This window comes from Bacteroides celer (assembly GCF_002632415.2).
Taxonomy (GTDB): domain Bacteria; phylum Bacteroidota; class Bacteroidia; order Bacteroidales; family Bacteroidaceae; genus Bacteroides.
The window spans coordinates 2361993-2386632 of record NZ_CP178209.1; the positions used below are offsets into that span (position 1 = coordinate 2361993).

The 24640-nt window shown below is 41.0% G+C and carries 25 protein-coding genes; 22 read left to right on the forward strand and 3 right to left on the reverse strand.

All coding sequences use genetic code 11. The annotated features are described in order from the left end of the window. Positions 1 to 6 precede the first annotated feature (6 nt). From tnpC to CJF29_RS09240, 11 genes are all read left to right on the forward strand, one after another. A complete protein-coding gene (tnpC, locus tag CJF29_RS09190; RefSeq protein WP_413544539.1) occupies positions 7 to 1782 on the forward strand; it encodes an IS66 family transposase in 1776 nt (591 codons plus the stop codon). Between the two features lie 240 nt (positions 1783 to 2022). Further along, on the forward strand, positions 2023 to 3081 hold the full coding sequence (locus tag CJF29_RS09195) for an O-antigen ligase family protein (protein WP_141561029.1): 1059 nt from the start codon (positions 2023 to 2025) through the stop codon (positions 3079 to 3081). Then, positions 3078 to 3992, forward strand: coding sequence for a beta-1,6-N-acetylglucosaminyltransferase (locus CJF29_RS09200; protein ID WP_099147251.1), 915 nt, complete (start codon positions 3078 to 3080; stop codon positions 3990 to 3992). Before CJF29_RS09195 ends, CJF29_RS09200 begins: the two co-directional genes overlap by 4 nt. Further along, the gene (locus CJF29_RS09205) at positions 3989 to 4921 is read left to right on the forward strand and encodes a hypothetical protein (protein ID WP_099147252.1); all 933 of its coding nucleotides are present in this window, start codon (positions 3989 to 3991) and stop codon (positions 4919 to 4921) included. Before CJF29_RS09200 ends, CJF29_RS09205 begins: the two co-directional genes overlap by 4 nt. Continuing rightward, the gene (locus CJF29_RS09210) at positions 4914 to 5990 is read left to right on the forward strand and encodes a glycosyltransferase (protein WP_099147253.1); all 1077 of its coding nucleotides are present in this window, start codon (positions 4914 to 4916) and stop codon (positions 5988 to 5990) included. Before CJF29_RS09205 ends, CJF29_RS09210 begins: the two co-directional genes overlap by 8 nt. 37 nt (positions 5991 to 6027) lie before the next feature. After that, positions 6028 to 7119, forward strand: coding sequence for a glycosyltransferase (locus CJF29_RS09215; RefSeq protein ID WP_099147254.1), 1092 nt, complete (start codon positions 6028 to 6030; stop codon positions 7117 to 7119). An 11-nt stretch (positions 7120 to 7130) separates the two neighbouring features. Then, complete coding sequence (locus CJF29_RS09220; RefSeq protein ID WP_099147266.1) at positions 7131 to 7661, forward strand: putative colanic acid biosynthesis acetyltransferase; 531 nt, start codon at positions 7131 to 7133, stop codon at positions 7659 to 7661. Next, entirely contained in the window at positions 7658 to 8647 is a 990-nt protein-coding gene (locus CJF29_RS09225; RefSeq protein WP_255299413.1) for an acyltransferase family protein, read from the forward strand. Before CJF29_RS09220 ends, CJF29_RS09225 begins: the two co-directional genes overlap by 4 nt. Before the next feature lie 12 nt (positions 8648 to 8659). Beyond that, the gene (locus CJF29_RS09230; protein ID WP_004311441.1) at positions 8660 to 9559 is read left to right on the forward strand and encodes a glycosyltransferase family 2 protein; all 900 of its coding nucleotides are present in this window, start codon (positions 8660 to 8662) and stop codon (positions 9557 to 9559) included. A 42-nt stretch (positions 9560 to 9601) separates the two neighbouring features. Then, positions 9602 to 10357 carry a glycosyltransferase family 2 protein gene (locus CJF29_RS09235; protein ID WP_099147255.1) on the forward strand — a complete coding sequence of 252 codons (756 nt, stop codon included), beginning with the start codon at positions 9602 to 9604 and terminating at the stop codon, positions 10355 to 10357. A gap of 470 nt (positions 10358 to 10827) precedes the next feature. Further along, positions 10828 to 12381 (forward strand): ATP-binding protein, encoded by a 1554-nt coding sequence (locus CJF29_RS09240; protein WP_074559530.1) that lies wholly within the window; start codon positions 10828 to 10830, stop codon positions 12379 to 12381. Between the two features lie 6 nt (positions 12382 to 12387). On the opposite strand, the gene CJF29_RS09245 is transcribed toward CJF29_RS09240, so the two are convergent. Genes CJF29_RS09245 through CJF29_RS09255 form a run of 3 tightly spaced genes read right to left on the reverse strand, consistent with a single transcriptional unit; the run spans position 12388 to position 13253 of the window. Continuing rightward, entirely contained in the window at positions 12388 to 12645 is a 258-nt protein-coding gene (locus CJF29_RS09245; RefSeq protein ID WP_004297510.1) for a hypothetical protein, read from the reverse strand. Positions 12646 to 12648: 3 nt separating this feature from the next. Next, positions 12649 to 13011: a phage holin family protein gene (locus CJF29_RS09250; protein ID WP_004297511.1), complete on the reverse strand. Its 363-nt coding sequence runs from the start codon at positions 13009 to 13011 to the stop codon at positions 12649 to 12651. A 32-nt stretch (positions 13012 to 13043) separates the two neighbouring features. After that, entirely contained in the window at positions 13044 to 13253 is a 210-nt protein-coding gene (locus tag CJF29_RS09255) for a YtxH domain-containing protein (protein WP_004297513.1), read from the reverse strand. Between the two features lie 200 nt (positions 13254 to 13453). On the opposite strand from CJF29_RS09255, the gene CJF29_RS09260 reads away from it, so the two are divergent. The 11 genes from CJF29_RS09260 to ruvX all read left to right on the forward strand — a co-directional run bounded on the left by CJF29_RS09260 (position 13454) and on the right by ruvX (position 24617). Continuing rightward, positions 13454 to 14224, forward strand: a complete 771-nt coding sequence (locus CJF29_RS09260; RefSeq protein WP_004313234.1) for an SDR family oxidoreductase — start codon at positions 13454 to 13456, stop codon at positions 14222 to 14224. A 115-nt stretch (positions 14225 to 14339) separates the two neighbouring features. Beyond that, entirely contained in the window at positions 14340 to 14834 is a 495-nt protein-coding gene (locus CJF29_RS09265; protein WP_004307254.1) for an SPOR domain-containing protein, read from the forward strand. A 252-nt stretch (positions 14835 to 15086) separates the two neighbouring features. Next, on the forward strand, positions 15087 to 15911 hold the full coding sequence (gene cysQ, locus CJF29_RS09270; RefSeq protein WP_176553167.1) for a 3'(2'),5'-bisphosphate nucleotidase CysQ: 825 nt from the start codon (positions 15087 to 15089) through the stop codon (positions 15909 to 15911). Between the two features lie 11 nt (positions 15912 to 15922). After that, positions 15923 to 17476, forward strand: coding sequence for an SLC13 family permease (locus tag CJF29_RS09275; protein ID WP_074559533.1), 1554 nt, complete (start codon positions 15923 to 15925; stop codon positions 17474 to 17476). Between the two features lie 12 nt (positions 17477 to 17488). After that, positions 17489 to 18097 (forward strand): adenylyl-sulfate kinase, encoded by a 609-nt coding sequence (gene cysC / locus CJF29_RS09280; RefSeq protein ID WP_099147256.1) that lies wholly within the window; start codon positions 17489 to 17491, stop codon positions 18095 to 18097. 7 nt (positions 18098 to 18104) lie between these two features. Continuing rightward, positions 18105 to 19013, forward strand: coding sequence for a sulfate adenylyltransferase subunit CysD (gene cysD, locus CJF29_RS09285; RefSeq protein WP_004297523.1), 909 nt, complete (start codon positions 18105 to 18107; stop codon positions 19011 to 19013). A gap of 12 nt (positions 19014 to 19025) precedes the next feature. Beyond that, entirely contained in the window at positions 19026 to 20486 is a 1461-nt protein-coding gene (gene cysN / locus CJF29_RS09290; protein ID WP_099147257.1) for a sulfate adenylyltransferase subunit CysN, read from the forward strand. 82 nt (positions 20487 to 20568) lie between these two features. Beyond that, positions 20569 to 21675, forward strand: a complete 1107-nt coding sequence (locus tag CJF29_RS09295; protein WP_087318915.1) for a sulfotransferase family protein — start codon at positions 20569 to 20571, stop codon at positions 21673 to 21675. A gap of 25 nt (positions 21676 to 21700) precedes the next feature. Continuing rightward, positions 21701 to 22669 carry a PCMD domain-containing protein gene (locus CJF29_RS09300; protein WP_074559538.1) on the forward strand — a complete coding sequence of 323 codons (969 nt, stop codon included), beginning with the start codon at positions 21701 to 21703 and terminating at the stop codon, positions 22667 to 22669. A gap of 317 nt (positions 22670 to 22986) precedes the next feature. After that, the gene (locus tag CJF29_RS09305) at positions 22987 to 24126 is read left to right on the forward strand and encodes an OmpA family protein (protein WP_176553168.1); all 1140 of its coding nucleotides are present in this window, start codon (positions 22987 to 22989) and stop codon (positions 24124 to 24126) included. 74 nt (positions 24127 to 24200) lie between these two features. Further along, entirely contained in the window at positions 24201 to 24617 is a 417-nt protein-coding gene (gene ruvX, locus CJF29_RS09310) for a Holliday junction resolvase RuvX (protein WP_004307247.1), read from the forward strand. Positions 24618 to 24640: the final 23 nt, after the last annotated feature.

Genomic DNA, 24640 nt, shown 5'->3' on the forward strand with positions numbered 1-24640 from the left:
CTGAATATGAATGAGTTGGAAAGAATTAAACTGCTTTCTTCCGCACGGAAGTTGAAGGAACGGGAGGAGACTCCTGAACCTTTTGAAGACCCCTATTCAGATATGACCCCTGACGAAAAATCAAAAATGATAATCGCGCTGATGGCTTCCCGTGAGCGTGACGCTGAACGCATCCAACGGGACGAGGCCCGCATAGATGAACTGTTGTCCAAGGTTGATGAACTATTGTCTTTGCAGAAAGCCGCGATGGCAGCTGAAAAAGAGCGGGACGCTTATAAGCAGATGGTTGGTAATCTGTTGTCTAAAATAACAGTTTTGGAAGAGCGTCTTAAAGTCCGTAATAAAAACCTTTATGATGGTAAGAGCCCAAAGGGAATCCGTAAAAAGAAGCGTGAGGTCGAAGAGGACCATACACGTGACAAGGATGATTTCGACGGCACTCCCCAATCCCTCGGCTCCTGCTTGCCACAATCTGGTGAGGCTCATGCGCAGGAAGAGGATTTTGAATCAAAATCAAAAGAAGCCCGTCTTTATCGTCAAGGACTTTCTTATCGCACTATGAGCGCTGACAATACGGTTTGTCATAATAGTGATATCCGCCAACTGCCGGCAGGTTCAAAAATCATCAAACGTTTCCGTAAATATGCCTATGAACAGGTAAGCAAGCTTGTCGAGCATGATTACGAGGTTATCCGCTATAAGACTTCGGACGGGAAAATTCATGAAGGCTATTTCCCTTTCAGTGGGCAGCCTGAAATCATTGACGTGGTTCCTGGAACGCACGCTTCCGGTTCTTTTCTGGCTTATCTTGCTTTCAACAAATATGTTCTGGATACCCCTCTTTATCGTGAAATGTACAGATTATCAGGTGAATCAATGCGTTTGAGCCGTATGAGTCTGACCAATTGGTTGGAGAAAGGCTCTACCCATTTCTGCGGTTTGATTGCTTATCTTAAGAATACTTGTTTGGAAAAGGATTCCATCGTGAACTGTGATGAGACCTGGTGCCGGGTAAAGCGTAAAGGCTGCTATAAGAAGAAATACATCTGGTGTCTGGTCAACAAACTGTCAAAAGTGGTTATCTATTGCTACGAGGATGGTTCCAGAGGACGTGATGCCTTGAAGCATATCTTGGGTGACAGCCAGGTGAAAGCTCTTCAGTCAGATGGCTACAATGTCTATCTGTATTTGGATGATCATATGGTCGATATAGAACATCTTTGTTGCATGGCCCATGCCCGTGCGAAGTTCAAGTATGCGTTGGATCAGGGTAATGATAAGGATGCGGCATTCATATTGGAATTGATCGGTGAGCTTTACAAGCTGGAACGCGAGTATGAAGAAGGGCAGTTGTCCCCCGAGCAGATAAAGCTTTGCCGGAATAACTTAAAGACCAAAGAAGTAATCATAAAGTTACGCAGTAAGCTTGACGTCTTGCTCAGTGACGGTCATCCGCCCCGCGGAGAGTTGATGGAGAAGGCAATAAATTATATGAATACTTTTTGGACTCAGCTGTTCGCCTACTTGAATGACGGCTCTTATTCCATCGACAATTCCATTGCCGAACGTTTTATCCGTCCCTTGGCCGGTGAGCGAAAGAACTCGTTATTCTTCGGAAGTGACAGGATGGCACACGTTTCAGCGGTATATCATACCATCATCTCAACCTGTAAGATGCAGGGTGTGTCTGTGCTTGATTATTTCAAGAGATTTTTCAGCGAAATTGTTAAAGGACGTAGGGATTATGAACATTTGTTACCCTTGACAATCGGACTGGAGTAATAACAAATATTAAAAATCAGTATCTTTTTTGACGTTATTTATGAGGGAACCGCCTTGTGGCGGCTTTCCTTGGGGTACACGTCAAAATTGGACGCTAACGATATAAATATGACTTTATCGATTTCGGAAATAAAAAAAAAGTTAGTTAGTTACAAATTGGAGATATTCTTGACAGTTTGTCTCTTCTCCAATTTATATCCTGACTTGCCATCGTGGGGATACTATATCATCTTATTGGTTATGTTCATCTTAGCGCAACAATACGGTAGTGGTAAAGGGAAACGTGCAAAACTAGCAATAGGCATGTTGGTAGTCGTAGTGTTCTCATCTACTGTTAACCTTACGCTAACTTTACGTGTAGTTCAGTTTGCACTAGTGTTTATTGGTACATTGATGTTTTCTTCCTTTAAATTCTATAGGTTTAAAGTGAGGATGTTGCGCTGTTTTATGTGGGGCTTTGCGCTTACGGCACCAATTAATTATTATGCACATGTGAAGGGCATCAATTATCAGTTATACAGTTGGGCACATGTAGGAGAAGTTTTTACTTTTGACTTCTCTGGATTTACCAATCATCCTATGTGGCTCAGTGCAGCCTGTGCTATTGCAACTATTTTTTTTGTCTATCAGATGGTTATTATTTGGCAGAAGAAGAGTTTAATATGGTCGCTATTGATGTTGCCATTGATTTATATCTCTGTGATGGTAACGATATGGGGTGCTTCTCGATCAGCTTTGGGAATCTCAGTAGGAGCAGCATTGTTGCTTGTTTATTTGATTAATCAAAATCTCACCCGTGCCTTTGGTATAGTAGCTTTTATTGCTGTGATATCAGTATTCTTGATGCCAAAGTTCGTGGAAGGGGCAACACGTATGCAGAATAAGAAAGAGGTTAAAAGTTTAACAGACAACTCCCGTGGTTCATTGTGGATGGCAAGAGTAGAAGAGTTTACTATTTCTCCATTATGGGGTATAGGCTTTTCAGCTACAGGAATTGGTGCAGAGAAACAAGTAGGTCGTGCCGAAACAGGCTCAGGATGGCTTTCTATTCTGTCGCAAGCTGGATTGTTAGGTCTTATATTAGCTATTCTACTTGTGAAGCGTGCTATACTACCTTTACGTTACCTTCGTGAGAATAAAGAAATAGCACTTTATTACGCCTTATTTATCTTTATGAGTTTACACACTCTCTTCGAGGCCTATGTGTTTCAAGGAGGTTGGTATCTCTGTTTTGTGTATTGGCTCACAGTGAGTGTACTCGATGATTATAGGAAATATCGTAAATATAGTATTGAATGAAAATAGCTTATCTTATTTGTGCACATACTGACTGTACGCAACTCAATAGGTTAATAAAGGCTTTAACCTATCATCAGCAAACGGGATTCTTTGTTCATTTAGACCAAAAGTCAATGATAAAACCTAAGGATATACAGGCACCCCAAGAGGTATTGGAGTTAGATGTCTTTAAAAGAATAAATGTTAATTGGGGAGGGTATTCACAATGTGAGGCCATTTTAGCTTTAATACAAAGGGCTATGGAATCGAAAAGGAAGTACGAGCGCTTTGTGTATATTTCGGGTTTAGATTATCCAATATGGTTGAATTCCCAGATCTTGAACTATTTTGAGGTGCATAGAAATAAAGAGTGTATTATGGCTCTTAATTTATCAGAATTGGAAGAACCTCGCAAGATGCCCGAACGAATAAAGGCATACCATTTCTTTAGAGATAGTAAGATTGGTAACCCTCAATTAAAGCATCTGCTTTGTGGAGGGATGCGACGAATTACACGGCTTTTCTTTTTTAAACATCGTAATTACTTTAAAGAAATGCCTATTTATGAAGGCTCATCATGGTGGGCACTTTCGAGGGAGTGTTTGCAATATATACTGGATTATTACCGGATAAATGGTAAACAAATAAGAACATACTTTAAGTATACTTTTGCTCCCGATGAGATGATGCTGCATACACTGGTGTTTAATTCACCTTTCGGAAAGAATGCTTTGCTTTATACGGAAAAGAACTATCCGGGATTAGTAGGTTTAACTCCACTGCATTATATAGAGTATAATGGTGCTATTGCCGTTTATAAAGAAAAAGATTATGATAAGCTACTTGCTTCGGGAAAAATGTTTTGTAGAAAAGTGGAGACAGGTGTATCGGATGAATTGATGAATAAAATTGATTTATATAGGAATGAATGAGGAGGCTTTTTCTTACTCTACTGATTATAGTTGGCTTTTTGCTTTCTGTGGAGGTGTTGTTACGCTATGTCTTTGGTTTTTGTGATGCACTACTCTATCAACACAGTGATTCATACGAATATATAGCACAACCCAATCAAGAACGGTATCGTTTTGGGGCACATTTGCGTTATAACGCTTATTCGCAACGAAATGATAGTAATCCTGACAGTACGAAGGTTAGAGTATTGGGACTGGGTGATTCAGTCATTTTTGGAGGTACTATGATCGACCAAGATTCCATAGCTACCACTTTGTTTAGCAAAGAAACTGGAATGCAAATGCTTAATATTTCAGCAGGTAGCTGGGGACCTGATAATTGTGCTGCCTATCTCAAGGAAAAAGGAACATTTGATGCTAGTGCTATGGTATTGGTGTGTAGCAGTCATGATGCTCGGGATATAATGTCGCATATTGCTGTAGTGGGAAAATATCCTAACTATCCAGTCAGACAGTATAAAATGGCAGTCTGGGAGTTAATGGATAGGTATCTACTACCTTGTATTAAAGGTTATTTTATACAAGATATTCCGAGGCTAGATCCTGATAAAGTGATTGTTGAGCACATAGAAAATGCTTCTGTTGCTCCTAAATCTATGATGTTTAATCCTGGTTTTTATGAACTCAAGACCATAGCTGACTCAGTGGCTATACCTTTTTATATCTATTTGCATGCTGAACAAGGTGAGGTGTATAGAGGAGAATACAATGAAATGGGAAAACAAATTATTAGTTGGGCTCAAGAAGCGGGAGTATCTTGTTACACAGGATTAGCGATGGGAGAGACTGTGGATATGTATAGAGATGTTATTCATTTGAATGAAAAAGGGCAACGGCATTTATCGGAATGTCTTAAAAAAATTATTGTAATAAATCATATAAATGAATAAGAAAAGAATTGCGATACTCCAACCAGAAGTTCCGCACTATCGGGATGAGTTTTTTACTTTATTACGCCAACGGTGTGAATGCTCTGATATTTATATATATAACTCTGTAGCTGACGCGAAAAAAAACGGTTTTAAAATAAATACGGATGAGCTAATGCCTATTGCGAATAAAACATTACAGGGGTTTTTGTGGTATAATCCCAAACCTCTGTTGTCGAAGAAATATGATACATTGGTGCTGATGTTACATTTTGCACATCTTACTACATGGTTACTTTTGTTTACTAAATTTATTCATCGGAAGAAAATTATCCTCTATGGACAAGGAATCTCGGTGAAGCGCTATCTGATGGAGGAGAAGAATCCAGATTGGAAATTGAAGTGGATGATAGCTTTGGCTGATGGTGTATGGGTATATATGCCGAAAGAGGAGAAACAATGGCAGTCCGTATTTCCAAAGAAAAAAATTGTAGCTCTGAACAATACCATTACAGGTATGGAGGAGATTGTAAAGTATCGGCCTGCTTGCGAGATAATGGACTTAAAAGAGAAGTATGCTATTAAGGAGGAGCGAATACTCATATTTTGTGCTCGATTTACTTCGTCTTATCGACGAGTAGATTTATTTATAGAAACCGTCAAACGGTTGGATAAAAAGCGTTTTGGATTTATTATTATTGGTGACGGAGCGAATAAACCAGATTTTTCAATTTATACTAATGTGTACGATTTTGGAGCTGTATATGATGCAGAGATAAAGAGGGAGCTTTTTACAATATCTGATATTTATTTTCAGCCTGGATGGGTAGGATTATCTATTGTAGAGGCAATGGGGTATGGGCTGCCAATTTTTACTTTCAAACGCTCGGAGGGGACTTTGCAATGTGTAGAATATAGCTATATTCAAAATGATAAGAATGGGAGAACATTCGAGTCAATGGAAGAGTGTGTAGAGGTGATTACTCATATCCCAGATGACAAGTTGGTAAAGATGGGTGAGAATGCCCGACTTCTAGCGGCTACACTACTTCCTAAAAACATGGTTGATAAAGCGATGGCTGTATTATAATTTACGTCAAAGTAAAGCTACTCAAAATTTGAAATAGATGAAAGTATTACATTATATTCCTAGTTTAGATCGCGCATCGGGTGGTACTGCTGCTTATATTCAATTGTTAGCTAAGGAGTTGGGCAAAATGATGGAACTCCACATAGTGAGCCATGCGAGTGGAAATCCTGTGGTGATGGATAATTGCAAGGTGTACTATGTATCTCACTTCAAACAGTTTAGAAAGATGAAACGTCAGTTTGAAGCTCTCTTAAATGAGGTATGTCCAGATGTAGTACATGTGAATTGTTGCTGGATGCCTGCTTGTGCTTTTACGCAGAAGTGGGCACAGACTCTTGGCTATAAGGTAGTACTTACACCTCATGGAATGTTGGAGCCTTGGATATTGAAACGTCACTATTGGACTAAGAAAGTTCCTGCTTTGTTGCTCTATCAGAAGAGAGCGGTGAAGCGGGCTAATATTCTCCATGCTACCGCAGAGAGTGAACGTGAAAATCTGCTTAAATTAGGTTATAATGACCGGATTGCAGTGATAGCCAATGGCATTGATGTGGAGAGTATTAAAATGAAGCAGTCTTGGAAGCGCAATAAAGAGATTCTTTTCTTAAGCCGGGTGCATATGAAGAAAGGTATCAATTTCTTGATTGAGGCGGTGGCTCAATTGAAAGAACGGATAGGAGGGTATGTAATACGTATCGCTGGTGAAGGAGATGCTATCTATATTGATGAGCTAAAGCAATTAACAGTACGTCTTGGTATATCGAAACTAGTCATCTTTGAAGGTGGTGTATATGGCAATCGTAAATGGGAATTGTTCCGCCAAGCGGATCTTTTTATATTACCTACACACAGCGAGAATTTTGGTATTGTGGTGGCAGAGGCATTGGCTAGTGGTACGCCTGTGGTAACTACAATGGGCACACCATGGAGTGAGTTAGAAAGTCGGCGGTGTGGCTGGTGGACGGAGGTAGGTACAGAGGCAACCGTACAAGCACTTCGTAACTTTTTATCGCTTACTGAAAATGAGCTGGAGATGATGGGACGTAACGGTCGTAAATTGGTAGAGGAGAAGTATTCGGCACGTAAGGTGGCAGAGGAATTTGTGGAAATGTATAAATCAATTTTATGAAAAAGGATTTGATGGGATTTAAAACTCCATATTCGAAGAGGAATAAGCTTCGCAGATTGGTATGGAGTATGGTTTGGACTTGTCTTGCCCGTCCGTTTCCTCGCTCTATGGCAATGGGATGGAAACGTATGTTGCTTCGTGCATTTGGCGCAAAGATCGCACCTACAGCGATGGTGTATGCCACCGCCCACGTGTTTCAGCCGTGGCTGTTAATAATGGATGATTATGCTTGCTTAGCAGAGGGGGTAGATTGCTACAATACAGTATTGGTACGTATTGGACGTAATGCTACAGTTAGTCAACGGGCTTTCCTTTGCACTGCAGGGCACGATATTACCGACCCGCATCATCATCAGACAGATGCTCCGATAGTGATTGGGGATAGAGCTTGGGTGTGTGCCGAAGTTTTCGTTGGTCAAGGAGCAACGGTAGGGGAAGGGGCTGTATGCGCGGCCCGTGCAGTAGTGATTAAAGATGTAGAACCATGGACTATGGTGGGAGGAAATCCTGCCAAATTTATTAAAAAGAGAAAAATTAAGTGACTTTAATTGTAAATTATTATAACCAAATAGGGGGGGGTAAAAACAGGGGCGTTATTCTCTTGAAATTCTTAGCCGCCTTATTGATTACCTATTCCCACATGGGGCTGTTGTTTCCTCAATATGGTGGGTTAGTGACGGGGGGGGCCATAGGTGATGGCTTGTTCTTTTTTTGTTCCGGTTTTACATTGTTTTTAGGGAGAACTGATAATTTTCCTAATTGGTACAAACGTAGAATAAATCGTATTTATCCTACTATAATTATGTGGGCTTTGCTCTCTAGTCTCTTTTTTGATTGGAGCTGGTATGTTGAGGAATTAATTATTCCTCCTCGTTATTGGTTTGTTCCTTGCATCATGGTTTATTATGTTATCTTTTATATAATACGGACTTTTTTTATGAATCATCTAAAGTGGGTTTTTACGATTTTCTTTGTTGTCATAGCCTTGAGTAGTATTTGGCTGTTGGACTATACAAAATCTGTTATGTATGCGGATGTTTCTTTTATGAGGGTTTATTATTTCCTTTTTATGTTGCTAGGGGCTATGACAGCTATTAGTAAAAGGAAAGAACGTACTCCTCTGCGTGCAGGAGTATATACCATAATTTCGGTAGGGCTATATTATGTATGTATGGGAAGTTACAAATTGGATTCTACGTTATGCAGGTTTCAACTGATATCATTAATGCCACTATTATCTACTATCTACTGGTTGTTTGTGTTCTGTGATGCGGCGAAAGTAGCTCGTATATTTGATAAATCATGGATGGGTAGACCTGTCTATTTTATTTCAACTTTGACGCTTGAAGTATATATGGTGCAATACGCACTATTTACTGATAGGTTTAATGACATTTTTCCTTGGAATATACTCCTTACTTATATTGTAATATTTCTAATAGCATATTTTCTAAAATGCTCTTCCAATTTGTTTTCCTTGCTTTTTAAGGAAGATCGAATAACATGGGAGAAAGTATGCCAAGTGTAATCATCCAGTTTTATGAATAATTCTATTGCTGCCATCATTCTTACTAAGAATGAGGCAAAACATATTGTGCGTTGCATAGAGTCATTACAAGATGTGTGTGATGAAGTGATTGTAGTGGATTCTTTGAGTACGGATAATACGTGTGAACTAGCTGAAAGTATGGGTGCACGGGTTTATAAGAATCCATGGAAAAACTATGCCACGCAGTTTAATTATGGGGTGTATGAATGTGATATTCAGTCGGAATGGATTTGGCGCATTGATGCTGACGAGTTCTTAGAAGGTAACTTAGGTGATTCCATGAAGAGAACATTGGCGCAGTGTGATGTGGATGTAAATGGTGTTTATGTGCGCAAACGTATAGACTTCATGGGGCGTCCGTTATTACATGGAGGATGGTATCCATCATATCACTTAAAGGTGTTTCGTAAGGGACATGGTGACTGTGAAAATCGATGGATGGATGAGCATATCCGCCTCTTTGATGGTAAAGCGATTACTGTGAATGAAGGTAATCAGGTGGATGCCAATCTTAATAATTTGACTTGGTGGACGGAAAAGCATAACGGGTATGCAACTCGTGAAATGGCTGATATGCTGATGATGGAGTATGCTATGGATGCTAAAGCACAGGAAGTAGTTCCTAAACTTTTTGGGATGGAGGAGCAACGCAAACGTTGGCTAAAAATAAAATACATTAAGTCACCTCTTTTCATACGACCTTTTGTCAACTTTACTATCCGTTATATTTTGAAAGGCGGGTTTCTTGATGGAAAAGAAGGTTTCATTTGGCACATCTTACAAGGTTTTTGGTACAGAATGCTGGTGGATGCAAAGGTGTATGAACTGAAGAAGCAATGCGGGTGGAATGAAGAAATGATAAAGACATATTTGAAAGAGAAATTCCTATGATCTTTTGATATGTGTAAGGTCTTTGATGTATAATAAAATTTTATGAAAGTATCTATAATAACGTCGTGCTTTAATCGTGCGGCGACGATTCGTGGTGCCATAGAGAGTGTCTTGGCACAGGACTATAATAACATAGAGTTTATTGTTATAGATGGGGCGAGTACGGATGGTTCGTTAGAAATTATTAGAGAATATGAAGATCGTATATCAACTATTATCAGTGAGCCTGATCATGGTATGTATGAAGCCATCAATAAGGGAATTCGTGTGGCTACAGGTGATGTAATAGGGTTGCTGCATTCGGATGATTTCTTCTATGATAATGGGGTCATAAGCCGCATTGTGGAACACATGAAGACTACTCGAGCAGATTTTCTGTATGGTGATGGGCTTTTTGTGAATCCTGATAATACTGACAAGGTAGTACGTAACTGGATTGGCGGTGATTATCGTTTGTGGAAGGTACGTCATGGTTGGCTTCCATTACATCCCACTTGTTATATTCGCCGCGAGGTAATGATGAGACTAGGTCTTTATAACGAAAGTTATAAGATTGCTGCGGATAGTGAACTGTTGGTGCGTTATCTGATGACGGGCGGACTTTCTGTTACTTATTTGAAAGAGTATGTTGTACGTATGCGCATGGGCGGACTTTCTACCGATAGTGCTAAGCGTAAGAAAATGTGGGGAGAAGACATTAGAGTGTATTCCTCTCACGGTCTATGGCCTACTCTGACTAAATTAGAAAAGATGGCATGGAAAGTACCACAATTTGTGTTGGCATTATTGAAAGGATAATGGCAATTAAATGAATTGATAGCTGATTTGTGCAGATCAACTAGCTACTTTCTAAAAATAAACTTCTGATGATTATTAGCTTATAATATAACGATACATGTAGGTCCCTAACTTCATGCTACACACATGAATCCCCTACATTTTGCAGGTTGGGAAAAATACAGCGGTATATTCCTGATCTGTCCCCTCATATTGGCAAATGCTGATATGTATTCTAAATATATCAACTGTCTGTGAAGATCGTTGATATATTACTTTTAGAGGGTATGATGTTTGATACTTTATTTCTATTTAAAATTTATAGAAATAAATCCTTGCACTTTTCCTTATACACAAGATAACATCTTCTGTTCCTGAATATAGCTCATCTAAAAGTTTCTTCTATCATAGAATTAAAATCACTGCTAGCTTTGTGTTATAGAATGAAAGCTGTATATTTGTATGCACCATAATTAAAAGGTTGTACATGTATGAGCAATAAAATATATCCTATTGGTATCCAGAACTTCGAGAAAATCCGTCAAGACGGTTATTTCTATGTTGATAAAACGGCCTTGATGTATCAGATGGTAAAGACCGGGAGTTATTACTTTTTGAGTCGTCCGCGCCGTTTTGGAAAGAGTCTGCTGATCTCTACCCTGGAAGCATATTTTCAAGGGAAGAAGGAACTATTTGCTGGACTGATGGTGGAGAAGCTCGAAAAAGATTGGATAGAACATCCAATTTTGCATCTCGACCTTAATATTGAGAAGTATGATGTTCCGGAGAGTCTGGATAATATTCTGGATAAATCGTTGACCGCTTGGGAAAAACTTTATGGTGCCGAACCATCGGAACGTTCGTTCTCCCTACGCTTTGCCGGTATTATAGAGCGCGCTTATGAAAAGACCGGACAACGGGTGGTTATTCTGGTGGATGAATATGACAAGCCGATGTTGCAGGCAATTGGCAATGAGGACTTACAAAAACAATTCCGGGATACATTGAAGCCTTTTTATGGCGCTTTGAAGACGATGGATGGTTGTATCAAGTTCGCGTTGCTGACCGGGGTGACAAAATTTGGCAAGGTGAGCGTATTCAGTGACTTGAATAATTTGAAGGATATTTCAATGGATGAACGCTTTGTGGATATTTGCGGTATCACGGAGAAAGAAATACATGACAATCTGGAGGAGGAATTGCATCAGTTGGCAGAAAAGCAGAAGATGAGTTATGAGCAGGTGTGCGCAGAATTGAAAGAATGTTATGATGGTTACCACTTTGTGGAACATACTATAGGAATCTATAACCCTTTCAGTCTGTTGAACACGTTTGATAAGATGAAGTTCGGCAGCTACTGGTTTGAGACGGGGACACCCACTTATCTGGTGAACTTGTTGAAGAAGCATCACTATGATTTGGAACGGATGGCTCATGAGGAAACAGATGAACAGGTGTTGAACAGCATTGACTCGGAATCTAGTAATCCCATTCCGGTGATTTACCAGAGCGGATATCTCACCATTAAGGGGTATGACGAACGTTTTGGTATATATCGTTTAGGTTTTCCGAATCGTGAAGTGGAAGAGGGGTTTGTTCGTTTCCTGCTTCCTTATTATGCGAACGTGAATAAAGTGGAGTCTCCGTTTGAGATTCAGAAGTTTGTCCGTGAAGTGGAATCTGGTGATTATAACTCTTTCTTCCGTCGTTTGCAAAGTTTCTTTGCAGACACTGGTTATGACGTGATTCGCGAGCAGGAGTTGCATTACGAAAATGTGCTTTTTATCGTTTTCAAACTCGTAGGCTTTTATACTAAAGTGGAATATCATACAAGCGAAGGGCGTATCGACCTTGTTTTGCAGACGGACAAATTCATATATGTCATGGAATTTAAACTGAATGGCACGGCAGAAGAAGCCTTGAAGCAGATTAATGAAAAACATTATTCACTTCCTTTTGAAGCGGATAATCGTAAGCTTTTTAAAGTGGGTGTGAACTTTAGTTCGCAAACAAGAAATATAGAAAAATGGATAGTGGAAGAGTAGCTCTTTTTATCTCAAATTCCTAAAATACGCCCGTATCTTCCGCATAATCTTGATTCCCATCACTACGCCATCAAATACAGCCATACCGGTATTGAACGAACGCATGAGTGCATCTGCCTTGTTGGTTGCCGGAGCAAGCGGGGCGAATATTTCGCGTGTAGTAGCTGTCATGGCTTTTTTTTGAGCATGGATCTCATTTAAAAGCTTCTTTTTACGTTCGGCAATCTCTTCTAATGTAAATTTCTGCGGGGTCTGCGCATTCATAATTTATTTATTTGAATCAGTTAAAAATAAATTAGCGAGGAAGTTCACCATCGGAGAAATGATGAGCTGCTTGCGGAAAATAATAACCAGGGCGATGAGAACAACATTGATGCCTGCTATGATGGCGAAACTCGACATCAGACCGCCCACTAAAGGCTCCAATATATAAGCAAGAGCAAAAAGCAGATAAAACAGGGCAACCATGCCAAGGATAATAAGTACTAATATCATAATTAACGTGGAAAAAAGTATGGTTAACTTCTCCGTCAATTCTAATTTGGTATATTCTTTTTGAAGCTCCAGATATTTCTTGAACTCGAAAAACAACTGCTGAAAATTCTCAATACTTTTATCGTCTGCAAACATGGTCGCTCTGTTTTTAGTCTTTGGTTACTCACTTATTCTGCTATTTCTCCCTTCATCTCGGCAGCGATCTCGTCAACGAGAGTTTCCATTTCACTGCGATTCAGCTTGATTCCTTTTTTACGAAGAATCTCTGCGATTTTATGACGGGTATCTTCTCCCTTTTCAGGAGCAAATAAAATACCAAGGGCTGCACCTACGGCTGCACCACCCAAAAAAGCTGCTAAAACATTCAATCCTTTCATAATGTATAATGTTTAAAATGATTATGATACAACAAATATAACATTTTTATCGAAAGGTTGTTCGTGAAAACTGAAAAAAAGTGCTACGTTTTATAATTCTTTTTTTCTTTTATGGTTTAATCTTATTTAACTGACTTTCGTAGCTAACCTTTGAAGGTTAAGGCGTACTTTTGTTTTCGAATATTGTAAATCAAAACATAATGGAAGCTAAGATTGTTTTTATAACCGGTGCCAGTAGCGGAATTGGCGAAGGTTGTGCCCGTAAATTTGCGAAGGAGGGATGGAATCTGATTCTGAATGCCCGTACCGTTTCGAAACTGGAAGAACTGAAAGCTGAACTGGAAGCGACGCATGGTGTCCGGGTTTATATATTGCCCTTTGATGTGCGCGACCGGAAGCTGGCTGCCGCCTCTTTGGAATCATTGCCCGAAGAATGGAAGGCGATTGATGTGTTGGTGAACAACGCCGGGCTGGTGATCGGTGTGGATAAGGAATTCGAGGGTAACCTGGATGAATGGGATATCATGATCGATACGAATATAAGAGGATTGCTGGCAATGACGCGTTTGGTGGTTCCCGGTATGGTAGAACGCGGGCGCGGACATATTATTAATATCGGATCTATTGCCGGTGATGCCGCTTATCCGGGTGGGAGTGTGTATTGCGCAACGAAAGCTGCCGTGAAGGCTCTTTCGGACGGCCTCCGGATCGATTTGGTGGACACTCCGTTGAGAGTGACAAATATCAAACCGGGAATGGTGGAGACAAACTTTACAGTGGTGCGTTATCGGGGAGATAAGGAGGCTGCCGATAATTTTTATAAAGGGATTCGTCCGTTGACGGGAGATGACATTGCAGAAACGGTTTATTTTGCCGCGTCAGCTCCTGCGCATATTCAGATTGCAGAGGTGCTTTTGATGCCTACTTATCAGGCAACAGGCACTATTTCGTATAAGAAGAAGCCGGAATAGACGTTTTTTTGACGGATTTCTTTGCCGGATGATAAAATTTCTATTATTTTGTTGCCCGAAACTAAATATAATAGACGAGAATATTGAATTATTAATTAAAACAGAGTATAGGATTATGAAAAAATTAGTCGTATTAGGAATGGGAGTATGCTTGGTGCTAGCATTTGCATCTTGTAAATCCAGCGAAAGTGCCTATAAGAAAGCTTACGAAAAAGCAAAACAGCAAGAATTGGCAGAACCGCAGGTGGAAGCTCCGGTAGAGGTTACTCCGGTGGTTGCAGCTCCTGTGACAACTACTAAAGTGGCAGATACATCCGGCGTTCGTCAGGAAAAGGTTACAGTGGTTTCCGGTAACGAAGGATTGAAAGATTATAGCGTTGTGGCAGGTAGCTTTGGGGTGAAAGCGAATGCTGAAGGCCTGAAAGATTGGTTGGACGGACAGGGATATCACTCTACGATTGCATTTAATGCTGATAAGGCAATGTATCGTGTGATTGTGAACTCTTTTGCTGACAAGGCTGCTGCTGCTGAAGCTCGCGATGCATTCAAGGCTAAATATCCGAACCGTTCGGATTTCCAGGGTGCTTGGTTGCTGTATCGTGTATATTGATTTCTTTTTGGTAATATATATTGGAAAGAACGAACGTTTTTTTCCGAATAAGAAGGCGGTAACTGGGAAGTTACTGCTTTTTTATTGAAAATGAGTGGCTTTTTCGTTTAGATATTTTTATCTTTCTACTAAAAGAAGTTATAAATGATAGTGGGGAAACTTTTATAGCAAAGAAGGTTTTTACTTTTGTCAACTCTTAATTTGGAGGATGTATTGCCTGAATGTGAATAGGGCATTAATTTTAGAGATTGAATGGAACAAAAATATGTTATGGCTGCTATTGATGCGGCTCTAAAAGCGGGTGAAAAGATTCTTTCTATTTATAATGATCCGGCATCGGACTTTGAGATAGAGAGGAAGGCTGACAACTCTCCGTTAACTATAGCAGACAGAAAAGCGCATGAAGCGATTGTGGCTATTCTGAACGATACTCCTTTTCCTGTTCTTAGTGAAGAAGGGAAGCATTTAGGGTATGAGATCCGTCGAGGATGGGATACTTTATGGATTGTAGATCCGCTGGATGGAACGAAGGAGTTTATTAAGCGCAATGGAGAATTTACGGTAAATATCGCTTTGGTGCAGAACGCTGTACCTGTGTTCGGTGTTATTTATGTGCCTGTTAAAAAAGAACTTTATTTCGGGATCGAAGGTGCAGGGGCTTATAAATGTTCCGGTATTGTCAGTCTGGAAGATGACGGCGTGGCATTGGAACAGCTGATTGGGAAGTCGGAACGGATACCTTTGAAGGAGGTGCACGATCATCTGATCGTGGTTGCTTCCCGTTCGCACCTGTCGCCTGAAACAGAATCATATATTGCAGATTTGAAGAAGAAACACGGCAGTGTGGAGTTGATTTCGAGCGGAAGTTCTATTAAAATCTGTCTGGTTGCTGAAGGTAAGGCTGATGTATATCCGCGTTTCGCTCCGACGATGGAGTGGGATACGGCTGCCGGGCATGCGATAGCCCGTGCCGCGGGGATGGAAGTATATCAGGCTGGAAAGGAAGAACCTCTACGATATAATAAGGAGGATTTATTGAATCCGTGGTTTATCGTTGAGCCAAAAAGAGAACACTAAATAATGTTTATATGACATTTGAAATTGTATTTGTACTATTATCCCTATTAGGAATGGTAGCGGCTTTGATAGCAGATAAGATGCGTCCGGGCATGATACTTTTTTCGGTAGTGGTTTTGTTTCTGTGTGCCGGCATTCTGACTCCTAAGGAGATGCTGGAAGGGTTTAGTAATAAAGGGATGATTACCGTTGCTCTGCTGTTTCTGGTGAGTGAGGGTATTCGCCAGTCGGGCACATTGGGACAAGTGATTAAGAAGTTGCTTCCGCAAGGAAAGACGACCGTATTTAAGGCACAGTTGCGTATCTTACCTTCGGTGGCATTTATTTCTGCCTTTCTGAATAATACGCCTGTCGTGGTTATTTTTGCCCCGATTATCAAGCATTGGGCTAAATCGGTGAATCTCCCGGCTACGAAGTTCTTGATTCCTCTTTCTTATGTGACTATTTTGGGAGGTATCTGTACCTTGATCGGTACTTCTACCAATCTGGTGGTGCACGGTATGATATTGGAGGCCGGATTTGAAGGCTTTTCTATGTTCGAGCTCGGAAAGGTGGGTATTTTTATAGCTATTGCCGGTATCATTTATATATTTCTTTTCTCTAAACGTCTTTTGCCGGATGCACGTCCGGATACGGCTGTGCCGGATGAGGAAATAGAGGAAGGGGAGAAGTTTCATCGGGTAGAGGCTGTTTTGGGTGCCCGTTTTCCCGGTATCAATAAAAAACTGAAGGATTTTAATTTCCAACGTCATTATGGTGCAGAGGTAAAAGAGATCAAGACACGTAACGGACAGCGCTTCGTCACTAACTTGGACGATGTGGTACTTCATGAAGGGGATACGCTTGTTGTGATGGCTGATGATACTTTTATCCCGACATGGGGGGAATCTTCTGTGTTTGTCTTGTTGACAAACGGGAATGAACCGGATACTAGCGGGAAGAAGAAGCGTTGGTTTGCTTTGCTGTTGCTGGTGCTGATGATTGTCGGCGCAACGGTGGGTGAGCTTCCGGTAACTAAGGAGATGTTTCCGGATATCAAGCTGGATATGTTTTTCTTTGTGTCTATTACTACTATTATTATGGCATGGACGAATCTGTTCCCTGCCCGTAAATATACTAAATATATTTCGTGGGATATTCTGATTACGATTGCCTGTGCCTTTGCTATCAGTAAGGCGATGGTGAACTCCGGCGTGGCGGATAGCGTTGCGAAGTTTATTATCGGATTGAGTGATGATTACGGCCCGCATGTGTTGCTTGCAATGGTATTTATTATCACGAACTTGTTTACGGAATTGATTACTAATAATGCGGCAGCGGCTTTGGCGTTTCCTTTGGCACTGTCAATCTCTGCCCAATTAGGAGTGAGCCCTACGCCTTTCTTTGTGGTAATCTGTATGGCTGCATCTGCCAGCTTCTCGACACCGATTGGTTATCAGACAAATTTGATTGTGCAAGGTATCGGTAACTATAAGTTTACGGATTTTGTACGTATCGGGTTGCCGCTTAATATTATCACTTTCTTAATCTCTATTATTCTGGTTCCGTTGATCTGGAACTTTTAAATAAAATTGTAAATGGAAGAAAAGAACCATATATATCCGATATTTGACCGCATGATGATGCGGCAGGACAAAGAAGAGCTTTTGGGGCAACACAGTGTGATGATCTGGTTTACCGGATTGAGTGGTTCCGGAAAGAGCACGATTGCCATCGCATTGGAACGTGAACTTCATAAGCGTGGATTGCTTTGCCGTATCCTGGATGGGGATAATATCCGTAGTGGAATTAATAATAACCTGGGATTCTCCGAAACGGACCGGGTGGAAAATATCCGTCGCATAGCGGAAGTGTCGAAGTTGTTTCTGGATAGTGGTATCATTACGATTGCTGCATTTATCAGCCCTAATAATGATATTCGCGAAATGGCTGCAAACATTATTGGTAAGGATGATTTTCTGGAGGTTTTCGTTAGTACTCCGCTGGAGGAATGTGAGAAACGTGATGTGAAAGGATTGTATGCGAAGGCACGGAAAGGGGAAATTCAGAATTTTACAGGAATTTCCGCACCTTTCGAGGTTCCCGAACATCCGGCTTTGTCACTGGATACTTCCAAATTGACTTTGGAGGAGTCGGTGAACCGTTTGTTGGAGCTTGTTTTGCCAAAAGTGAAGTGTATAAAATGAAATAAATATGGAAGAATATAAATTAAGCCACTTGAAGGAGCTCGAAGCCGAGTCTATTCATATCATCCGCGAGGTGGCGGCGGAATTTGAGAATCCGGTGATGCTTTACAGTATCGGAAAGGATTCCTCGGTGATGGTACGCTTGGCTGAAAAAGCGTTTTATCCGGGTAAAGTGCCATTCCCGTTGATGCATATCGATTCGAAATGGAAGTTCAAGGAGATGATTCAGTTTCGTGATGAATATGCGAAGAAGTACGGATGGAATCTGATTGTTGAAAGTAATATGGAGGCTTTTCATGCAGGGGTAGGACCTTTTACGCATGGAAGCAAGGTGCATACGGACTTGATGAAGACGCAGGCTTTGCTTCATGCGTTGGATAAGTATAAGTTTGATGCTGCATTTGGTGGTGCCCGTCGTGACGAGGAGAAGTCACGTGCGAAGGAACGTATTTTCTCTTTCCGGGATAAGTTTCACCAATGGGACCCGAAGAATCAGCGTCCTGAATTGTGGGATATTTATAATGCCCGCGTGCATAAGGGGGAAAGTATCCGTGTATTCCCGATTAGCAACTGGACTGAGTTGGATATTTGGCAGTATATCCGCTTGGAGAATATTCCGATCGTTCCGTTATATTATGCTAAGGAGCGTCCGGTAATTAATTTGGATGGCAATATTATTATGGCGGATGATGACCGTTTGCCTGAAAAGTACCGTGACCAGATTGAAATGAAGATGGTTCGTTTTCGTACGTTGGGCTGTTGGCCTCTGACAGGGGCGGTGGAAAGTGGAGCTGCTACGATTGAAGAGATTGTGGAGGAAATGATGACTACAACGAAGAGTGAACGTACTACCCGTGTGATTGACTTTGACCAGGAGGGTAGCATGGAACAAAAGAAGCGTGAGGGATACTTTTAATTGTAACTAGTTATGGCAGATAATAAATTAGATATAAAAGCTTTTCTGGACAAGGATGAACAGAAAGACTTGTTGAGACTGTTGACTGCGGGTTCGGTAGATGATGGAAAATCAACGTTGATCGGACGCTTGTTGTTTGATAGTAAGAAACTGTACGAGGATCAGTTGGATGCGTTGGAGCGTGATAGCAAACGGGTGGGAAATGCAGGTGAGCATATTGACTATGCGTTATTGCTCGATGGATTGAAGGCTGAACGTGAACAGGGGATTACGATTGACGTGGCTTATCGCTATTTCTCAACGAATGGCCGTAAGTTTATCATCGCGGATACTCCGGGACACGAGCAATATACCCGCAATATGATTACCGGAGGATCTACGGCTAACTTGGCTATTATTCTGGTGGATGCCCGTACCGGAGTGATAACCCAGACTCGTCGCCACACTTTCCTGGTATCTTTGCTGGGAATCAAGCATGTGGTATTGGCTGTCAATAAGATGGACCTGGTGGATTTCTCGGAAGAGCGTTTTAACGAGATTGTGGCTGACTATAAGAAGTTTGTTGCTCCATTAGGTATTCCTGACGTCAACTGCATTCCACTTTCTGCATTGGATGGGGATAATGTGGTGGATAAGTCTGAACGTACTCCATGGTACAAGGGGATTTCTTTGCTCGATTTCCTTGAAACGGTTCAGATTGATAATGACCATAATTTTACGGATTTCCGTTTCCCGGTTCAGTATGTGCTTCGTCCGAATCTGGATTTCAGAGGATTCTGTGGTAAAATTGCATCCGGTATCGTTCGCAAGGGGGATACGGTGATGGCACTTCCTTCCGGAAAAACGTCTAAGGTGAAGAGTATCGTGACTTATGACGGGGAATTGGATTATGCTTTCCCACCGCAGTCTGTGACCTTGACATTGGAGGATGAGATCGATGTGTCGCGCGGCGAAATGTTGGTGCATCCTGACAATCTGCCAACGGTGGATCGTAACTTTGATGCTATGATGGTCTGGATGGATGAAGAACCGATGGATGTAAATAAGTCGTTCTTTATTAAGCAGACTACCAATTTGAGTCGTACGCGTATTGATACGATAAAGTATAAGGTGGACGTGAATACGATGGAGCATCTGTCTCTGGAGAATGGTCAGCTGACTAAAGAGACGTTGCCTTTGCAGTTGAATCAGATTGCCCGTGTGGTGCTGACTACGGCTAAGGAATTGTTCTTTGATCCTTATAAGAAGAATAAATCTTGTGGCTCATTTATCCTGATTGACCCGATCACTAATAATACTTCGGCAGTAGGTATGATTATCGACCGTGTGGAAATGAAAGATATGAGTGACACGGAGGGTATTCCGGTATTGGATATGGTAAAACTGGGAATTGCTCCGGAACATTACGAAGCGGTAGAAAAAGCTGTGAAGGAACTGGAACGCCAGGGTCTTGCAGTGCGACTAATAAAATAGATTGTTCAACAATAAATTGAAAACTGAAAATGACAGTATCCTGTCGTCTTTAATTTTTGATTTCTAATTTCTAATTAATAAAGTGGGATTACTCGAATTTAATAAACTTCCGATTAATACATTGGTAGGTGCCGACTGGAAGACGTTCAAGGCTATCACCGCCGGTCGTGAAATTGACGCAGCCTACAAAGGTAAATACCGATTGACGAAGGCTGTGTGCCGATTGCTTTCTCCATTGGCGTCATTACAAGACAGGCGTTACGAGAAGTTGCTGGCTGATCAGCCATTGGAGCATGATCCGGTGTTCATTTTGGGACACTGGCGGAGTGGAACTACATTTGTACATAATGTGTTCTCTTGTGACAAGCATTTTGGGTATAACACTACTTATCAGACTGTATTTCCTCATCTGATGATGTGGGGACAGCCTTTCTTCAAAAAGAATATGAGTTGGCTGATGCCGGATAAGCGTCCGACGGATAATATGGAGCTGGCAGTGGATCTTCCCCAGGAGGAGGAGTTTGCTTTGTCGAACATGATGCCTTATACATATTATAATTTCTGGTTTTTGCCGAAATATCAACAGGAATATGCTGATAAATATCTTTTATTTGATGATATAACGGATGCTGAATTGAGAGTGTTTGAAGAGGTGTTTACGAAGTTGATTAAGATCTCTTTGTGGAATACCCATGGTACTCAATTCCTTAGCAAGAATCCTCCGCATACCGGAAGGGTGAAGGAACTGGTGAAGATGTTCCCTAATGCTAAGTTTATCTACCTGATGCGTAATCCGTATACTGTATTCGAATCTACACGCAGTTTCTTTACAAATACGATTCAGCCGCTGAAATTGCAGGATGTCAGCAATGAACAATTAGAGGAAAATATCCTTTCTATTTATGCCAAGCTTTATCATAAGTATGAATCGGATAAGAAATTTATTCCGGAAGGTAACTTGATGGAAGTGAAGTTTGAAGATTTCGAAGCGGATGCGATGGGAATGACGGAGAATATTTATCAGTCTCTTTCTATCCCCGGATTTGCCGAAGCACGTAGTGATATCGAAAAATATGTGGGCGGAAAGAAGGGATATAAGAAGAATAAGTATAAATATGACGACCGTACGATTCGTTTGGTAGAAGAGAACTGGGATTTTGCTTTGAAACAATGGGATTATAATTTATAAGAAGAAAAAGAAAGGAAAAGTATTGATGATTCAGAAAAACGTTCATCGCCTGTTGATGACAGGTTTCGTTGCATTTATTTCTTCCTTGTCTTTGATGGCGCAACATAAAGTTGAAATGCTTCCTTTTGGGGACATGGATCAATGGGTGGACCGTCAGATAAAGGAGTCGAGCATTATTGGTGGAAATACAAAGAATGTATATGCGATAGGGCCGACGACGGTGATTAAGGGAGATCAGGTTTATAAGAATATGGGCGGATCGCCTTGGGGCACTTCAAATGTAATGGCGAAGGTTGCCGGTATTACGAAAACTAATACTTCGGTATTCCCGGAGAAGCGGGGAGATGGATATTGCGCCCGTTTGGATACGCGCATGGAGAGTGTGAAAGTGTTGGGACTGGTTAATATTACGGTGTTGGCGGCTGGCTCTGTCTTTACCGGTTCGGTGCATGAACCGATTAAGGGTACTAAAAATCCACAGAAAATGTTGCAGACCGGTATTCCGTTTACCAAAAAGCCGGTGGCTCTTCAGTTTGACTATAAAGTGAAGATGTCCGACCGGGAGAATCGTATTCGCGCTACCGGTTTCAGTAAGATTACGGATGTTCCCGGAAAAGATTATCCGGCAGCTATTCTGCTTCTGCAAAAACGTTGGGAAGATGCCAATGGAAATGTGTATGCAAAACGGATAGGGACTATGGTGACTTATTACTATCATTCTACGGACTGGAAAAATAATGCGACCTATGAGATTATGTACGGTGACATCACGAATCGTCCGGAATATAAGTCGCACATGATGCGTTTGCAGGCGACCGAAAGTTATACGGTGAACAGTAAGGGTGAAAGCGTGCCTATTCATGAAGTGGCCTGGGGAAATGAAAATGATGTTCCGACTCATATGTGTCTTCAGTTCACGTCCAGTCATGGAGGAGCCTATATCGGTTCTCCGGGAAATACTCTGTGGATTGACAATGTAAAACTGGTATATTAACAAAGCATATAGACAAAGAATAGAAATAGTTAGTGATCTAATTTCATCACTGGCTATTTTTTTTGTTTTAATTCTTCCACAACAACCCCCTTCAGATGCCTTCTGAAGTTATATTACACTTTTATCGCTCTATAAAATTCTATGAATGAATGAAAATTTACGTGTTTTTTTGTTTGTGTTATATTAAATATCTATATTTGCACTAATTCTAGAAGAAAGGATGACGTTTATTGTCTCTTAATCAGGTGTGGAACATTTGGGTTGTGTATTTAGCCTGTAAGACAATTGAAATATATTATTTACTAAAATAAATTGAGATGAAAAAGGGTTTATTGTTTATTTTATTGGCAGCAGTCTCTGTATGTCTGCCTGCACAAGAAAAAGAAAATGCAGCAAAGAGTTATAGAGTGGAAACTAACCGCTTTGGTGCTAATTGGTTTATTAGTGGTGGCGTTGGCGCACAAATGTATTTTGGCGACAATGATGGTAAAGCTGACTTCGGAAAACGTCTTGCTCCGGCACTTGACATTGCTGTAGGTAAATGGTTTACTCCAGGTATCGGATTACGTGTAGCTTACAACGGTCTTCAGGCTAAAGGTGCTACTCCTAATGCTAATGGTCCGCTTGTAGACGGAGGACAGTATTCTAATGGCTACTACAAAGAAAAGTGGAATGTGATGAACTTCCATGGAGATGTAATGCTGAATCTTTCCAATATGATTTGTGGTTATAGAGAAGATCGTCTGTATTCATTCATTCCTTATGTAGGAGCTGGATTCGTACATTCAGGAAAAGGCGCAGGTTATGACGAACTGGGTATCAATGCCGGTTTAATCAACCGTTTCCGTCTGTCTTCTGCTTTGGATCTTAACGTTGAATTGCGTGGACTTTTTATGAAAGGCTCATTCGGTAATTCAGGTCCTGAAGGATTGGCTGGTTTGACTGTAGGTGTTACTTACAAGTTTAAGAAACGTGGTTGGGATGCTGTTCCTACTGTACCAATGGTTCCGGAAAGCCAGTTGAACGACATGAGAGACAGAGTGAACGCCCTGAAGGGTGAAAACGAATCTTTGAAACGTGACTTGGTTGAAGCTCGTAACAAGAAACCGGAAGTGATCGTTAAGAAAGAAGCTGGATTCGTTCCACGTCTGGTTGTTGTATTCAATATTGGAAAGAGCAACATCAGCAAGAGAGAATACATGAATATCGAAGCTATGGCTAAGGGTATCAAAGCAACTGATAAAGTATTTACTATAACAGGATATGCTGATAAGGGTACTGGTTCTGCTGAATACAACATGAAGTTGAGTAAGAAGAGAGCTGAAGCTGTTCGTGACCTGATGGTTAATGAATTTGGTGTTCCTGCTTCTCAATTGAAGGTTGATTACAAGGGTGGCGTAGGCAACATGTTCTATGATGATGCTAAGTTAAGCCGTGTAGCTATTGTTGAAGAATAATATACATTTGAAATAATAGAATAAAAGAGACGTTTCCTTTCATGGGAAGCGTCTTTTTTGTATTTTTGTACCCCATGAGCAGAATAGTAGCAATAGATTATGGAAGAAAGCGTACCGGAATAGCTGTGAGCGATACAATGCAGTTGATCGCAAACGGATTGACAACGGTGCCCACGCATGAACTTCTGAACTTTATCGGTGAATATATAGCTAAAGAACCGGTGGAGCGGATTATTATTGGATTGCCCAAGCAAATGAATAATGAGGTTTCGGAGAATATGAAGAATATAGAGCCTTTTGTTCGTTCGCTGAAAAAGCGCTATCCGGACCTTCCGGTCGAATATGTGGACGAACGCTTCACTTCTGTTCTTGCACACCGTACCATGCTGGAGGCCGGCTTGAAGAAAAAGGACCGGCAAAATAAAGCATTGGTTGACGAGATAAGTGCTACTATTATTTTGCAAACATATTTGGAGAGTAAACGTTTTTAGTATAGAACATAAGAATAACTTAA

What these genes read in the sequence shown, in the direction of transcription:
- tnpC (WP_413544539.1), top strand. Translation starts at nt 7, where the DNA reads ATGAATGAGTTGGAAAGAATTAAACTGCTTTCTTCCGCACGGAAGTTG.
- CJF29_RS09195 (WP_141561029.1), top strand. Translation starts at nt 2,023, where the DNA reads ATGTTCATCTTAGCGCAACAATACGGTAGTGGTAAAGGGAAACGTGCA.
- CJF29_RS09200 (WP_099147251.1), top strand. Translation starts at nt 3,078, where the DNA reads ATGAAAATAGCTTATCTTATTTGTGCACATACTGACTGTACGCAACTC.
- CJF29_RS09205 (WP_099147252.1), top strand. Translation starts at nt 3,989, where the DNA reads ATGAGGAGGCTTTTTCTTACTCTACTGATTATAGTTGGCTTTTTGCTT.
- CJF29_RS09210 (WP_099147253.1), top strand. Translation starts at nt 4,914, where the DNA reads ATGAATAAGAAAAGAATTGCGATACTCCAACCAGAAGTTCCGCACTAT.
- CJF29_RS09215 (WP_099147254.1), top strand. Translation starts at nt 6,028, where the DNA reads ATGAAAGTATTACATTATATTCCTAGTTTAGATCGCGCATCGGGTGGT.
- CJF29_RS09220 (WP_099147266.1), top strand. Translation starts at nt 7,131, where the DNA reads ATGGGATTTAAAACTCCATATTCGAAGAGGAATAAGCTTCGCAGATTG.
- CJF29_RS09230 (WP_004311441.1), top strand. Translation starts at nt 8,660, where the DNA reads ATGAATAATTCTATTGCTGCCATCATTCTTACTAAGAATGAGGCAAAA.
- CJF29_RS09235 (WP_099147255.1), top strand. Translation starts at nt 9,602, where the DNA reads ATGAAAGTATCTATAATAACGTCGTGCTTTAATCGTGCGGCGACGATT.
- CJF29_RS09240 (WP_074559530.1), top strand. Translation starts at nt 10,828, where the DNA reads ATGAGCAATAAAATATATCCTATTGGTATCCAGAACTTCGAGAAAATC.
- CJF29_RS09245 (WP_004297510.1), bottom strand. Translation starts at nt 12,645, where the DNA reads ATGAATGCGCAGACCCCGCAGAAATTTACATTAGAAGAGATTGCCGAA.
- CJF29_RS09250 (WP_004297511.1), bottom strand. Translation starts at nt 13,011, where the DNA reads ATGTTTGCAGACGATAAAAGTATTGAGAATTTTCAGCAGTTGTTTTTC.
- CJF29_RS09255 (WP_004297513.1), bottom strand. Translation starts at nt 13,253, where the DNA reads ATGAAAGGATTGAATGTTTTAGCAGCTTTTTTGGGTGGTGCAGCCGTA.
- CJF29_RS09260 (WP_004313234.1), top strand. Translation starts at nt 13,454, where the DNA reads ATGGAAGCTAAGATTGTTTTTATAACCGGTGCCAGTAGCGGAATTGGC.
- CJF29_RS09265 (WP_004307254.1), top strand. Translation starts at nt 14,340, where the DNA reads ATGAAAAAATTAGTCGTATTAGGAATGGGAGTATGCTTGGTGCTAGCA.
- cysQ (WP_176553167.1), top strand. Translation starts at nt 15,087, where the DNA reads ATGGAACAAAAATATGTTATGGCTGCTATTGATGCGGCTCTAAAAGCG.
- CJF29_RS09275 (WP_074559533.1), top strand. Translation starts at nt 15,923, where the DNA reads ATGACATTTGAAATTGTATTTGTACTATTATCCCTATTAGGAATGGTA.
- cysC (WP_099147256.1), top strand. Translation starts at nt 17,489, where the DNA reads ATGGAAGAAAAGAACCATATATATCCGATATTTGACCGCATGATGATG.
- cysD (WP_004297523.1), top strand. Translation starts at nt 18,105, where the DNA reads ATGGAAGAATATAAATTAAGCCACTTGAAGGAGCTCGAAGCCGAGTCT.
- cysN (WP_099147257.1), top strand. Translation starts at nt 19,026, where the DNA reads ATGGCAGATAATAAATTAGATATAAAAGCTTTTCTGGACAAGGATGAA.
- CJF29_RS09300 (WP_074559538.1), top strand. Translation starts at nt 21,701, where the DNA reads ATGATTCAGAAAAACGTTCATCGCCTGTTGATGACAGGTTTCGTTGCA.
- CJF29_RS09305 (WP_176553168.1), top strand. Translation starts at nt 22,987, where the DNA reads ATGAAAAAGGGTTTATTGTTTATTTTATTGGCAGCAGTCTCTGTATGT.
- ruvX (WP_004307247.1), top strand. Translation starts at nt 24,201, where the DNA reads ATGAGCAGAATAGTAGCAATAGATTATGGAAGAAAGCGTACCGGAATA.